This is a genomic window from Pseudomonas sp. KK4, assembly GCF_001984065.1.
GTDB lineage: Bacteria > Pseudomonadota > Gammaproteobacteria > Pseudomonadales > Pseudomonadaceae > Aquipseudomonas.
The window spans coordinates 1-12,708 of record NZ_LYVP01000136.1; the positions used below are offsets into that span (position 1 = coordinate 1).

Annotated in this window: 11 protein-coding genes and 1 pseudogene; all 12 read left to right on the forward strand. The window is 62.1% G+C overall.

The window, feature by feature from the left end:
* Positions 1–470 (forward strand): annotated as a pseudogene (locus tag B0W55_RS25995) (chemotaxis protein CheR); the annotation flags it as partial.
* Positions 467–1,150 (forward strand): chemotaxis protein CheW, encoded by a 684-nt coding sequence (locus B0W55_RS26000; RefSeq protein ID WP_077048781.1) that lies wholly within the window; start codon positions 467–469, stop codon positions 1,148–1,150. The pseudogene B0W55_RS25995 and the gene B0W55_RS26000, both read left to right, overlap by 4 nt.
* Positions 1,147–3,444, forward strand: a complete 2,298-nt coding sequence (locus B0W55_RS26005; RefSeq protein WP_077048782.1) for a hybrid sensor histidine kinase/response regulator — start codon at positions 1,147–1,149, stop codon at positions 3,442–3,444. The genes B0W55_RS26000 and B0W55_RS26005 overlap by 4 nt, the downstream gene beginning before the upstream one ends.
* Positions 3,441–4,451 carry a chemotaxis response regulator protein-glutamate methylesterase gene (locus B0W55_RS26010; protein ID WP_077048783.1) on the forward strand — a complete coding sequence of 337 codons (1,011 nt, stop codon included), beginning with the start codon at positions 3,441–3,443 and terminating at the stop codon, positions 4,449–4,451. Before B0W55_RS26005 ends, B0W55_RS26010 begins: the two co-directional genes overlap by 4 nt.
* A gap of 48 nt (positions 4,452–4,499) precedes the next feature.
* On the forward strand, positions 4,500–5,501 hold the full coding sequence (locus B0W55_RS26015; RefSeq protein ID WP_077048784.1) for a PleD family two-component system response regulator: 1,002 nt from the start codon (positions 4,500–4,502) through the stop codon (positions 5,499–5,501).
* Between the two features lie 261 nt (positions 5,502–5,762).
* A protein-coding gene (gene prfB / locus B0W55_RS30470) for a peptide chain release factor 2 (protein ID WP_139340980.1) occupies positions 5,763–6,858 on the forward strand; the annotation gives its coding sequence in 2 pieces (ribosomal slippage) (positions 5,763–5,834 and positions 5,836–6,858; 1,095 coding nt in all).
* 106 nt (positions 6,859–6,964) lie between these two features.
* Positions 6,965–8,467 carry a lysine--tRNA ligase gene (gene lysS, locus B0W55_RS26020; RefSeq protein WP_077048785.1) on the forward strand — a complete coding sequence of 501 codons (1,503 nt, stop codon included), beginning with the start codon at positions 6,965–6,967 and terminating at the stop codon, positions 8,465–8,467.
* Between the two features lie 102 nt (positions 8,468–8,569).
* Positions 8,570–9,286, forward strand: coding sequence for a TetR/AcrR family transcriptional regulator (locus tag B0W55_RS26025; RefSeq protein WP_077048786.1), 717 nt, complete (start codon positions 8,570–8,572; stop codon positions 9,284–9,286).
* Positions 9,287–9,433: 147 nt separating this feature from the next.
* Complete coding sequence (locus B0W55_RS26030; RefSeq protein WP_077048787.1) at positions 9,434–9,988, forward strand: hypothetical protein; 555 nt, start codon at positions 9,434–9,436, stop codon at positions 9,986–9,988.
* A 32-nt stretch (positions 9,989–10,020) separates the two neighbouring features.
* Positions 10,021–11,298: a flavohemoglobin expression-modulating QEGLA motif protein gene (locus B0W55_RS26035; RefSeq protein ID WP_077048788.1), complete on the forward strand. Its 1,278-nt coding sequence runs from the start codon at positions 10,021–10,023 to the stop codon at positions 11,296–11,298.
* A gap of 146 nt (positions 11,299–11,444) precedes the next feature.
* A complete protein-coding gene (locus tag B0W55_RS26040) occupies positions 11,445–12,359 on the forward strand; it encodes an alpha/beta hydrolase (protein WP_077048789.1) in 915 nt (304 codons plus the stop codon).
* On the forward strand, positions 12,356–12,685 hold the full coding sequence (locus B0W55_RS26045; RefSeq protein ID WP_077048790.1) for a hypothetical protein: 330 nt from the start codon (positions 12,356–12,358) through the stop codon (positions 12,683–12,685). The genes B0W55_RS26040 and B0W55_RS26045 overlap by 4 nt, the downstream gene beginning before the upstream one ends.
* The last annotated feature ends 23 nt before the right edge of the window (positions 12,686–12,708 follow it).

Sequence of the window (12,708 nt, forward strand, 5' to 3'; positions counted from 1 at the left end):
CCGAACCGTTTGTTCCCGCCCCGGTTCCTGCGCCCGTGCCCACGCGGCAGCCGCCGCGTCAGGCCGCGCCCGCGCCCGTTGCGCGACGCCCGTTCGCCAGCGTTGCGCGGCCCGCACCGGTGGAAAAACCGGGCAGCAGCGATGCCGCGGCCTTGCTGGCGACCATTGCCGAACTGGCCAACGAAGGCAAAAGTGCCGAGGCCCGCGCCGCCTGTGATCGTTACTTGCGCAGCCATCCGCCGGTGGCCCAGGTGTTCTACTGGCTGGGGCTGCTCAGTGATGTCGCTGGCAGCGCCCTTGAGGCCCAAGGCTTTTATCGCAAGGCGTTGTACCTTGAACCGCAACATCCCGAAACGTTGATGCACCTGGCAGCTTTGCTGCAATCCCAGGGCGACAGCGTCGGTGCCCGACGATTGCAGGACCGCGCCGCCCGCAGCGAACGCGCCGCCGACAGTGAGCGTAAACGATGATTGCCTCCGACAGCTTTAGCGTCACCCGTGAAGATGCCCAGGCCATCGACGATTGCTGGAACCGCATCGGCATCCATGGCGACAAGTCCTGCCCGCTGCTGATCGAACACATCCATTGCCGCAATTGCGCGGTGTATTCGGCCGCCGCCACGCGTCTGCTGGATCGTTACGCGTTGCAGCAGGAAGATCGCGCGCTTGTGTCGGACACGCTTGAAGTCGAGGTGAAAACCCGCTCGTTGCTGATGTTCCGCCTGGGCGAAGAATGGCTGGGCCTGGCCACCCGCAGCCTGGTGGAAGTCGCACCGCAACAGGCGATTCACTCGTTGCCGCACCAGCGTTCCCGGGCCTTGCTGGGTGTCGCCAACGTACGCGGTGCGCTGGTGGCGTGCCTGTCTCTGGTGGAGTTGCTGGGGCTGGAGCCTGGCGGCGGCTTGGCCAGCGGCGCCCGTGTCATGCCGCGCATGTTGATCATCGCCGCCCATGGCGGGCCGGTGGTGGTGCCGGTGGACGAGGTGGACGGCATTCACGCCATCGACGAGCGCATTCTCGACGCGGCCTCGCAATCGGGCACCCAGGCCAGTGCCAAATACACCCGTGGCGTATTGCAATTCAAAGGTCGCAGCCTGCGTTGGCTGGATGAAGAACAGCTGTTGTCCGCCGTGACCCGGAGCCTCACATGACCCCCGAGCAAATGCGCGACGCCTCTTTGCTGGAGCTGTTCAGCCTGGAAGCCGAGGCCCAGACCCAGGTGTTGAGCGCGGGGCTGCTGGCCCTGGAACGTGATCCGACCCAGGCCGATCAACTGGAGTCGTGCATGCGCGCGGCGCACTCGCTCAAGGGTGCGGCGCGGATCGTCGGGGTCGATGCCGGGGTCAGCGTGGCCCATGTCATGGAGGATTGCCTGGTCAGCGCCCAGGAAGGGCGGCTTTACCTGCGTGCTGAACACATTGATGCCTTGCTGCAGGGTACCGATCTGCTGATGCGCATCGCCACGCCGAGCCAGGCGCCGCAGCCAGCGGACATCGAGAGCTATGTCGCCTTGATGGCGCGCCTGCTCGATCCGGCGGCGGTCGTGACCGCTGTCATGCCGACGGCCGCACCGGTGATGGCAGGGCTTGCCCTTGAAGCACCCGCGCCGGCCCTCGACGAGCCTGCACCGGCCATCGAGCCGCTGCCTGCCGAGCCCACGCCCGCCCCGAAAAGAGCCAGGCGCACCACAGAAAACGGCGAGCGCGTCCTGCGGGTGACCGCCGAACGCCTGAACAGCCTGCTCGATCTGTCGAGCAAATCCCTGGTGGAAACCCTGCGCCTCAAACCGCACCTGGCCACCATGCAGCGCCTCAAACGCATGCAGAGCAACAGCCTGCGGGCGCTGGAAAACCTCAATACTCATCTCAAGGACCAGGCCCTGAGCCTCGAAGCCCGGGAAGCCCTCGATGATGCGCGCCGCTTGCTGGCCGAATCCCAGCAACTGCTGGTGGAGAAAAACGCCGAACTGGATGAATTCGCCTGGCAGGCCAGCCAGCGTGCGCAAGTGCTGTACGACACCGCCCTGGCGTGTCGCATGCGACCGTTTGCCGATGTGCTGACCGGGCAGGTGCGCATGGTCCGTGATCTGGGGCGCAGTCTTGGCAAGCAGGTGCGGCTGGAAATCGAGGGCGAGAAGACCCAGGTCGACCGCGATGTGTTGGAGAAGCTCGAGGCGCCATTGACCCACCTGTTGCGCAATGCGGTGGATCACGGCATCGAAACCCCGGCGCAGCGGCTGTTGGCCGGCAAGCCAGAGGAAGGCGTGATTCGCCTGCGCGCCTCCCACCAGGCCGGGTTGCTGGTGCTGGAACTGAGCGATGACGGCAATGGCGTCGACCTGGAGAAAGTCCGGCGCAGTATTATCGAACGGCAATTGTCCCCAGCCGAAACCGCCGCACAGTTGAGCGAGGAGGAACTGCTGACGTTCCTGTTCCTGCCGGGGTTCAGCCTGCGCGAGACCGTCACCGAAGTGTCCGGCCGCGGCGTCGGCCTGGACGCGGTGCAGCACATGGTTCGCCAACTGCGCGGCGCGGTGGTACTGGAGCAGACGGCGGGTGTGGGCAGTCGTTTCCACCTTGAAGTGCCGCTGACCCTGTCGGTGGTGCGCAGTCTGGTGGTGGAAGTCGGCGACGAGGCCTATGCCTTCCCGCTGGCCCACATCGAACGCATGTGCGACCTGGAGCCGGCGGACATCGTCCAGGTCGAGGGTCGCCAGCACTTCTGGCATGAAGGCCGGCATGTCGGTCTGGTCGCCGCCAGTCAGCTGCTGCAGCGCCCGACGAGCCAGGCCAGCCAGCAGACCCTGAAAGTGGTGGTGATCCGCGAGCGCGATACCATCTACGGCGTGGCGGTCGAGCGTTTCATCGGCGAGCGAACCCTGGTGGTACTGCCGCTGGATGAGCGTTTGGGCAAGGTCCAGGACATCTCTGCCGGCGCCTTGCTCGATGACGGTTCGGTGGTGCTGATCGTCGACGTGGAGGATATGCTGCGTTCGGTGGACAAACTGCTCAATACCGGGCGCCTGGAACGCATTGCCCGACAGGGCAGTCAGGCGCTCGAGGCGGCCCGCAAAAGGATTCTGGTGGTCGACGACTCCCTGACCGTGCGCGAACTGCAACGCAAGCTGCTGCTCAATCGCGGCTACGACGTGGCGGTGGCGGTCGACGGCATGGATGGCTGGAACGCCCTGCGCTCGGAGGATTTCGATCTGCTGATCACTGACATTGATATGCCGCGCATGGACGGCATCGAACTGGTGTCCCTGTTGCGTCGGGACAATCGTCTGCAATCGCTGCCGGTGATGGTGGTGTCCTACAAGGATCGTGAAGAGGATCGCCGTCGTGGACTGGACGCCGGAGCCGACTATTATCTAGCCAAGGCCAGTTTTCATGACGACGCCTTGCTCGATGCTGTCGTTGAGCTCATAGGAGGAGCGCGGGCATGAAAATCGCAATCGTCAACGACATGCCCATGGCGGTGGAGGCCTTGCGCCGGGCGCTGGCCTACGAGCCGGCGCACCAGGTCATCTGGGTGGCCGCCAATGGCAAGGAGGCGGTGCAAAAATGTGCCGAGCAAACCCCTGACCTGATCCTGATGGACCTGATCATGCCGGTGATGGACGGCGTGGAAGCCACCCGCCGCATCATGGCCGATACCCCTTGTGCCATCGTCATCGTCACCGTCGACCGCCAGCAGAACGTGCACCGGGTGTTCGAGGCCATGGGCCACGGCGCCCTGGACGTAGTCGATACCCCGGCGCTCGGTGCCGGCAATGCCCAGGAAGCGGCAGCGCCATTGCTGCGCAAGATCATGAACATCGGCTGGCTGATCGGTGACAAAAGCAACCGCGAGCGCCCGGCGCCGAGCCCGTTGCGCGGTTCCGGTTCACGCCAGAGCCTGATCGCGATCGGCTCGTCCGCGGGGGGGCCGGCGGCGCTGGAGGTGCTGCTCAAGGGGCTGCCGCGCCATTTTTCCCCGGCCATTGTGCTGGTCCAGCATGTGGACCAGGTGTTTGCCGCCGGCATGGCCGAATGGCTGGCCAGCGCCAGCGGCCTGAACGTGCGCCTGGCCCAGGAAGGCGAGCCACCGCAAAGCGGCACGGTGTTGCTGGCGGGCACCAATCACCATATTCGATTACTCAGGAACGGTACGCTGGCCTACACCGCCGAGCCGGTCAACGAGATCTATCGACCCTCGATCGACGTATTTTTCGAAAGCGTGGCCAGTCACTGGAACGGTGACGCGGTCGGCGTTTTGCTCACGGGTATGGGGCGTGATGGTGCGCAGGGGCTTAAACTCATGCGCCAGCAAGGCTACCTGACCATCGCCCAGGACCAGAACAGCAGCGCGGTGTACGGCATGCCCAAGGCGGCCGCCGCCATCGATGCCGCCGTAGAAATTCGCCCGCTGGAGAAGATCGCGCCACGATTGCTGGAGATCTTTGCAAAATGACTACCTTTCGCAGCAATCCTGGCTTATGCAGTTTTCAGGTGAACGCACATGAATGATTTACAGCTCGACGATTTCAAGACTGACGAAAATGCCGCCATGGTGTTGTTGGTGGACGATCAGGCGATGATCGGCGAGGCGGTGCGGCGCGGGTTGTCGAACGAAGAGAACATCGACTTCCACTTCTGCGCCGACCCGCACCAGGCCATTGCCCATGCCGTGCGGATCAAGCCGACGGTGATCCTGCAAGACCTTGTCATGCCGGGGCTGGACGGCCTGAGCCTGGTGCGCGAGTACCGTAACCACCCGGCGACCAAGGACATTCCGATCATCGTCCTGTCGACCAAGGAAGACCCGCTGATCAAGAGCGCGGCGTTCGCGGCCGGGGCCAACGATTACCTGGTCAAGCTGCCGGACAACATCGAGCTGGTGGCGCGCATTCGCTATCATTCGCGCTCCTACATGACGCTGTTGCAGCGCGATGCGGCCTACCGCGCGCTGCGGGTCAGCCAGCAGCAATTGCTCGACACCAACCTGGTGCTGCAACGGCTGATGAACTCCGATGGCCTGACCGGGCTGTCGAACCGTCGGCACTTCGACGAGTACATGGAGCTTGAGTGGCGCCGTTCCTTGCGTGATCAGAGCCAACTGTCGCTGCTGATGATCGACGTGGATTACTTCAAGACCTACAACGACACCTTCGGCCACCTGGAGGGCGATGAAGCCCTGCGCAAGGTCGCCGCGGCGATTCGCGACGCCAGCGCCCGGCCTTCGGACCTGCCGGCCCGCTACGGCGGTGAAGAGTTTGCCCTGGTGCTGCCCAACACGTCCCAGGGTGGGGCGCGGCTGGTGGCGGAAAAACTGCGCATGACTGTCGCCGCGCTGAAAATCCCCCATATCTCCCCGACCGAAGGCTCGAGCCTGACCATCAGCATCGGCCTGGCCACCATCACCCCGACCGCGGGCAGCAACTGCCGGGAACTGATCTCGGCGGCGGACAAGGGGCTGTACCTGGCCAAGCACAATGGGCGCAATCAGGTGGGGATAGGCTGAATCGCGTAAGACACCTGTTTGCCGATGCACCTGTGGTGAGGGGATTTATCCCCGCCGGGCTGCGAAGTCGCCCCAAAAAAATGGGACTGCTGCGCAGTCCAGCGGGGATAAATCCCCTCACCACGGTTGATTGCCATTGATCTTCAAGGCCGCAAACATCCTGTGTGAACACCACCTTTTCGGCCAGGCGGACTGCCGTTCCCGGCCGTTTGCCGTTATACTCGCCGGCTTTCAAAAGTTCGCCAACGAGTGCTGCCCGCCATGGAAATCAACCCGATCCTGAACACCATCAAGGACCTGTCCGAGCGCTCCGAAACTATTCGGGGGTATCTTTGACTACGATCAAAAGCATGAGCGTCTGATCGAAGTCAATCGCGAGCTTGAAGATCCGGGTGTCTGGAACAAACCTGAATATGCCCAGGAACTGGGCCGCGAGCGTGCCGCGCTGGCACAGATCGTCGAGACCCTGGACGAACTGTCCGGTGGCCTGGCCGATTGCCGCGACCTGCTGGACATGGCCGTCGAAGAGAACGACGAAGGTGCGGTGAGCGATGTGGTCGCCGAACTGGCCCGCATGGAAGAGAACCTCGCCAAGCTGGAATTCCGCCGCATGTTCAGCGGCGAAATGGACCCCAACAACGCCTACCTGGACATCCAGGCCGGCTCCGGCGGTACCGAAGCCCAGGACTGGGCCAACATCCTGCTGCGCATGTACCTGCGCTGGGCCGACAAACGCGGTTTCGACGCCACCATCATGGAGCTGTCGGCCGGTGAAGTCGCCGGGATCAAGGGCGCGACCGTGCACATCAAGGGCGAATACGCCTTTGGCTGGCTGCGTACCGAGATCGGCGTGCACCGTCTGGTGCGCAAGAGCCCGTTCGACTCCGGCAACCGTCGCCACACCTCCTTTTCCGCGGTATTCGTCTCGCCAGAGATCGATGACAAGGTGGAAATCGAGATCAACCCGGCAGACCTGCGGATCGACACCTATCGTTCTTCCGGTGCCGGTGGTCAGCACGTAAACACCACCGACTCGGCCGTACGTATCACCCACGTACCGACCAACACCGTGGTCAGCTGCCAGAACGAACGTTCCCAGCACGCCAACAAGGACACCGCCATGAAAATGCTGCGGGCCAAGTTGTACGAGCAGGAGATGCAGAAGCGCAACGCCGCTTCCCAGGCGCTGGAAGACACCAAGTCGGATATCGGCTGGGGTCACCAGATCCGTTCGTATGTGCTCGATGCGTCGCGAATCAAGGATTTGCGCACTAACATCGAACGCAGCGACTGCGACAAGGTGCTCGACGGCGACATCGACGAATACCTGGTGGCGAGCCTGAAGTCCGGGCTGTAAGACATGCGACGCGGGATCGGCCTCGATCCCTGTAGGAGCCAGCCTGCTGGCGATCCCCGGGCCGCTGGCCCGGGGGCAACGAACCTGTGATGGAATTTTTAAAGACATGAGCGACCTAGAACTCGACCCGCAAGCCCTGCAACAGGAAGAAAACTCCCTGATCGCCCTGCGCAAGGAAAAGCTTGCTGCCGAGCGCGCCAAGGGCAATGCCTTCCCCAACGACTTCCGCCGCGAAAACTACTGCGAAGAATTGCAGAAGAAGTACGCGGACAAGACCAAGGAAGAGCTGGCAGAGGCTGCAATCCCGGTCAAGGTTGCCGGTCGCATCATGCTCAACCGTGGCTCGTTCATGGTGATCCAGGACATGACCGGTCGCATCCAGGTCTACGTCAACCGTAAAACCCTGTCCGAAGAAACCCTGGCCGCGGTGAAAACCTGGGACATGGGCGACATCATTGCAGCCGTTGGCACCCTGGCCCGTTCCGGCAAGGGCGACCTGTACGTCGAAATGACCGAAGTGCGCCTGCTGACCAAGTCGCTGCGTCCGCTGCCGGACAAGCACCACGGCCTGACCGACACCGAACAGCGTTACCGCCAGCGTTACGTTGACCTGATCGTCAACGAAGACGTGCGCCAGACTTTCCGCGTGCGTTCGCAAGTCATCGCCCACATCCGCAGCTTCCTGATGAAGCGTGACTTCCTGGAAGTGGAAACGCCGATGCTGCAGACCATTCCGGGCGGCGCGGCGGCCAAGCCGTTCGAAACCCACCACAATGCCCTGGACATGGAAATGTTCCTGCGTATCGCGCCGGAGCTGTACCTCAAGCGTCTGGTGGTCGGTGGCTTTGAAAAGGTGTTCGAGATCAACCGCAACTTCCGTAACGAAGGCGTCTCGACCCGCCACAACCCTGAATTCACCATGTTGGAGTTCTACCAGGCCTACGCCGACTACGAAGACAACATGGACCTGACCGAAGAACTGTTCCGTGAACTGGCGCAGCTGGTGCTGGGCAGCACCGACGTGCCGTACGGCGACAAGGTGTTCCACTTCGGCGAGCCGTTCGCGCGTCTGTCGGTGTTCGACTCGATCCTCAAGTACAACCCTGAGCTGACCGCCGACGACCTGAACGACATCGACAAGGCCCGTGACATCGCCAAGAAGGCCGGTGCCAAGGTGCTGGGCTTCGAAGGCCTGGGCAAGCTGCAAGTGATGATTTTCGAAGAACTGGTCGAGCACAAGCTGGAGCAGCCGCACTTCATTACTCAGTACCCGTTCGAAGTGTCGCCGCTGGCCCGTCGCAACGACGAGAACCCGAACGTCACCGACCGCTTCGAGCTGTTCATCGGCGGCCGTGAAATCGCCAACGCCTACTCCGAGTTGAACGACGCGGAAGACCAGGCCGAACGTTTCATGGCCCAGGTGGCGGACAAGGATGCCGGCGACGACGAAGCCATGCACTATGACGCCGACTTCGTTCGCGCGCTGGAGTACGGCATGCCGCCAACGGCGGGTGAAGGCATCGGCATCGACCGTCTGGTGATGTTGCTGACCAACTCACCGTCGATCCGCGACGTGATCCTGTTCCCGCACATGCGGCCGCAAGCGTAAGTGTTTCAACTAAAAAGCCGCCTGAATTGGGCGGCTTTTTATTGCCTGTCTGGTACAAACGTATCAAATGGTTAATTTTGCAGTAGAGAGAGGAATCCCGTCGTGATCCGTGCAATGGCTCAAGAAGGTGCAGCGGGTATCGCCACTGCGGTCGCTGAAAGTGTTCAGTACCAGGGTCGCAAGGCCAGCCGCCAGGGCAGTGAACAGCGCCGCCAGGATATTCTCGACGCGGCGATGCGCATTGTCGTGCGCGATGGCGTGCGGGCCGTGCGCCACCGGGCGGTGGCCGCCGAGGCCAATGTGCCGCTGTCGGCGACCACCTACTACTTCAAGGACATCGATGACCTGCTCACCGACACCTTTGCCCAATACGTGGAACGCAGCGCGGCCTACATGGCCAAGCTGTGGGTGAACAACGAAGGCCTGTTGCGCGACATGATCGCCAGCGGTGACGGCAGTGCCCAGGCCCGCTCGAAACTGGCGGATGACATCGCGCGGTTGATGACCGACTACGTTCACCGGCAACTGGTGACCCGTCGCGAACACCTGATGGCCGAGCAGGCGTTCCGCCAGGAAGCGCTGCTCAATCCGCGCCTGGCCCAATTGGTGCGCTCCCATCAGCAGATTCTGTTGCAGGGCTCCTGCCAATTGTTCCAGGTATTGGGTTCACGCGAGCCTCAACAGGATGCCAAAGTGTTGACGGCTATAATCGGACGGATGGAATATCAGGGCCTGCTCAACGACGCGGAACCGGCCGCCGAAGAGGAAATGCTCGGCATACTCACGCGTTATATGCATTTGGTGCTGGCTTCGGTTTAATTCTCAGGGTTGGATGATCAACCACTGTGGGAGCGGGCTTGCTCGCGAAGGCGGTGTGTCAGCCGACAGTGATGGTCAATGTTGTACCGTTTTCGCGAGCAGATCCGCCCCACATTCGGTCGGCGTGCGTTTCAAAGGGAGTATTGAATGAAAGCCTGGCGTGTCGTAGTGATCGCCTTGTCGTTCCTGCTGCTCAGCGGCTGCCTGGTGACCTTCAAGGAGCCGCTGCCCACCAGCGAACCCGCGCCCAAGGGGTTGCTCGGCAAATGGACCAGCACCAATGCCTGGGGCGAGCCGCTGAGTCTGGAACTGACCCGCGTCGGCGACAATCGCTATCAGGCCGTCAGCTACTTCCGGGCCAAGCCCAAGGAGCGCGAAGCCTACCCCTTCACGGTGTCGCGCCATGGCAACCGCTGGTACCTCTCGGCCAAGGTGCCGGCGCAGTTCGGCGGGCATTTCACCATTGCCGGTTTCGAACTCACCGACAAACATGAACTGGTGGTCTACAACCTCGACCTCGAGCAGATCAACCAGGCCTTGCAGCAAAAAGCCCTGAGCGGCGAAAGTTTCCATACCGACGAGGGTGCCGGCGTGTCGATCGACAGCCCCGTCGATGAGGTGTCCGCCTACCTCGACGACCCGGCCAATTCCGATGTCTTCGTCGAGGCGGCGCGCTTCCAGCGTCAGGCCAAAGCCAAATAACCAGCACATCACGCTAGCAACAGGAGTTTCGGGTGGACGATTACCAGCAGTCGATACGCATTTTGTCCGATCGCATTGTGCTGGCGCAGACGCCGATCCGCGTCCTCGATGCGGTCAAATGGGACGACAACATCCGCAAGAATTTCCTCAAGGCCAAGGGCAAGGAAATGCCGGCGGTGGACCGCGACTATTACCTCAACCGGCCACTGTCGTTCGACTCCAGCAAAGTGAAGCTGGAGTTCCAGAACATCGAGCGCGACATCACCCGCCAGCTCGGCCAGTTCAACCCCGTCGGGCAGATCATGCGCCGCATGTGCAAGGAATACCGGATGGTGGTGCGCATGCTCGAAGCGCGGGGCACCGAGGACTTCGGCCTGATTTCCCAGGAGTTGTACGGCGCGGCCTCCGATGCGTTCCACGCTGGCGACCCGACCCTGTCCGACCTGGGCCTGATGCTGTCCGATTACCTGAACAACATCGACGGCCGTGGCGACCTTAAGGACGAACCCAAGACCCTGACCGCCAAGGACGCCGTCCATCTGCTGCAGACGCGCCTGAACAAGGTGTTCGGCGAGGCTGAGGAGACCATTCGGGTGTTCGAGTCCGACGGGATCGTCGCCGATGCGGCGGCGGGTGCCGACTACATCAAGATCCGCACCGACGCGATGTTCAACGAACGCGACGTGCGCGCCCTGGAAGTCCACGAGGGCCTGGTGCATGTGGGCACCACCCTCAACGGTCTGAACCAGCCGATCTGCACCTTCCTGGCCAAGGGCCCGCCCTCGTCGACGGTGACCCAGGAAGGCCTGGCGATCCTGATGGAGATCATCACCTTCGCCTCCTACCCCAGCCGCTTGCGCAAACTGACCAACCGTACGCGGGCGATCCACATGGTGGAGGAGGGCGCCGATTTTCTGCAGGTGTTCGAGTTCTTCCGTGAACAAGGCTTTGAAATGCCCGAGAGCTACAGCAACACCAGCCGCGTTTTCCGTGGCTCGGTGCCGACAGGTCTGCCGTTTACCAAAGACTTGTCCTACCTCAAGGGCTTTATCATGATTTACAACTACATTCAGTTGGCGGTGCGCAAAGGCAAGCTGGAGCAGATCCCGCTGCTGTTCTGCGGCAAAACCACCCTGGAAGACATGCGCACCTTGCGCCAGTTGGTGGACGAAGGGCTGGTCGTCCCGCCCAAATACCTGCCGGAACAGTTCCGGGACATGAATGCGTTGTCGGCGTGGATGTGCTTCTCCAACTTCCTCAACCACTTGAGCCTGGACCGCATCGAGGCGGATTACTCCAACATCCTTTAAGCATCACGCAGACCCATGTGGGAGCGGGCTTGCTCGCGAATCCGGTCTGACATTCAACATCTCTGTTGTCTGACACACCGCTTTCGCGAGCAAGCCCGCTCCCACATGGCTCGTACTCCGACCCACTACTTGCGAGGCTTCAACGGATGAGAATCCTCGGCATCCTCTGCCTTCTCCTGACCTTGAGCGGTTGCAGCTCACTGCTGTTCTACCCCGAGCCCGGGCAGTTGTTCACCCCGGAAAAAGCCAAGCTCCAATACCGCGACGTCACCCTGACCACCGCCGACGGCCTCAAGCTGCACGCTTGGTGGTTGCCGGCGAAACAGGGTGTCGAGGTCAAGGGCACGGTGCTGCATCTGCACGGCAACGGCGGCAATCTGCCGATGCACCTGGGCGGCAGTTACTGGTTGCCGGAACAAGGCTATCAAGTGCTGTTGCTCGACTATCGCGGCTACGGTTTGTCCGAAGGCGAACCGAGCCTGCCGGCGATTTACCAGGACATCGATGCCGCCTTCAAATGGCTCGACCAGGCGCCCGAGGTCAAGGGCAAACCCCTGGTGTTGCTCGGTCAGAGTCTCGGCGGTTCGATGGCCGTGCACTATCTGGTCCAGCACCCCGAACGGCAAAAACAGCTCAAGGCGTTCGTGCTCGATGGCGTGCCGGCCAGCTACCGCAGTGTCGGCCAGTTTGCCCTGAGCCATTCATGGCTGCTGTGGGCGTTCCAGGTGCCGCTGTCCTGGCTGGTGCCGGACGGTGACAGTGCGATCAACTCCATGGCGCAACTCAATGGCGTGCCCAAACTGATCTACCACAGCATCGACGATCCGATCGTGCCCCTTTCCAACGGCATCCTTCTGTATCAAGCTGCGCCGCCACCGCGGGTCCTGCAACTGACCCGCGGTGGCCACGTGCAGACGTTCGCCGACCCGGTCTGGCGCACCGTCATGCTGCGCTATCTTGAAGACCCGCAGCATTTCAACGGCCTGCGCCGCCTGGGTGAAATTCCCAATTACCCGGCCCCCAAGACGTCTGAAGATGAACCACAAGAGAGCCCGCAATGAGTGAAGAGCGTAACGCCATCCCGCTGATCATCACCGGTATCTGCAGCATCCTCGGCACCGTCGGCGCCCTGTGGTGGTACGGCTACCTGCACTTCGCCAAGCCTGAGGATGCGTTGCTGCTCAACGAATTCACCATGCTCAAGACCATTCCCGGCGAAGACTACAAAGTCTCGCTGGAACCGGCCGCGCAAGTGGCGCAGTGCATCGATGGGGTGCTGGTGCTGTTCGACACCGAGCAGAAAGGCCTGACCGGCGTGCTGATCAACGACCGCAAAAAAGCGGTGCGCTGCATCGGGCAGGAAACGCCGCAGAAGCTGGAGCAGTAATCCAGTCTTCCTGGCAACAGAAA

Bases quoted from the DNA above. Each gene is read 5' to 3' on its own strand.
- B0W55_RS26000 (WP_077048781.1), top strand. From the start codon at position 467: ATGATTGCCTCCGACAGCTTTAGCGTCACCCGTGAAGATGCCCAGGCC.
- B0W55_RS26005 (WP_077048782.1), top strand. From the start codon at position 1,147: ATGACCCCCGAGCAAATGCGCGACGCCTCTTTGCTGGAGCTGTTCAGC.
- B0W55_RS26010 (WP_077048783.1), top strand. From the start codon at position 3,441: ATGAAAATCGCAATCGTCAACGACATGCCCATGGCGGTGGAGGCCTTG.
- B0W55_RS26015 (WP_077048784.1), top strand. From the start codon at position 4,500: ATGAATGATTTACAGCTCGACGATTTCAAGACTGACGAAAATGCCGCC.
- lysS (WP_077048785.1), top strand. From the start codon at position 6,965: ATGAGCGACCTAGAACTCGACCCGCAAGCCCTGCAACAGGAAGAAAAC.
- B0W55_RS26030 (WP_077048787.1), top strand. From the start codon at position 9,434: ATGAAAGCCTGGCGTGTCGTAGTGATCGCCTTGTCGTTCCTGCTGCTC.
- B0W55_RS26040 (WP_077048789.1), top strand. From the start codon at position 11,445: ATGAGAATCCTCGGCATCCTCTGCCTTCTCCTGACCTTGAGCGGTTGC.
- B0W55_RS26045 (WP_077048790.1), top strand. From the start codon at position 12,356: ATGAGTGAAGAGCGTAACGCCATCCCGCTGATCATCACCGGTATCTGC.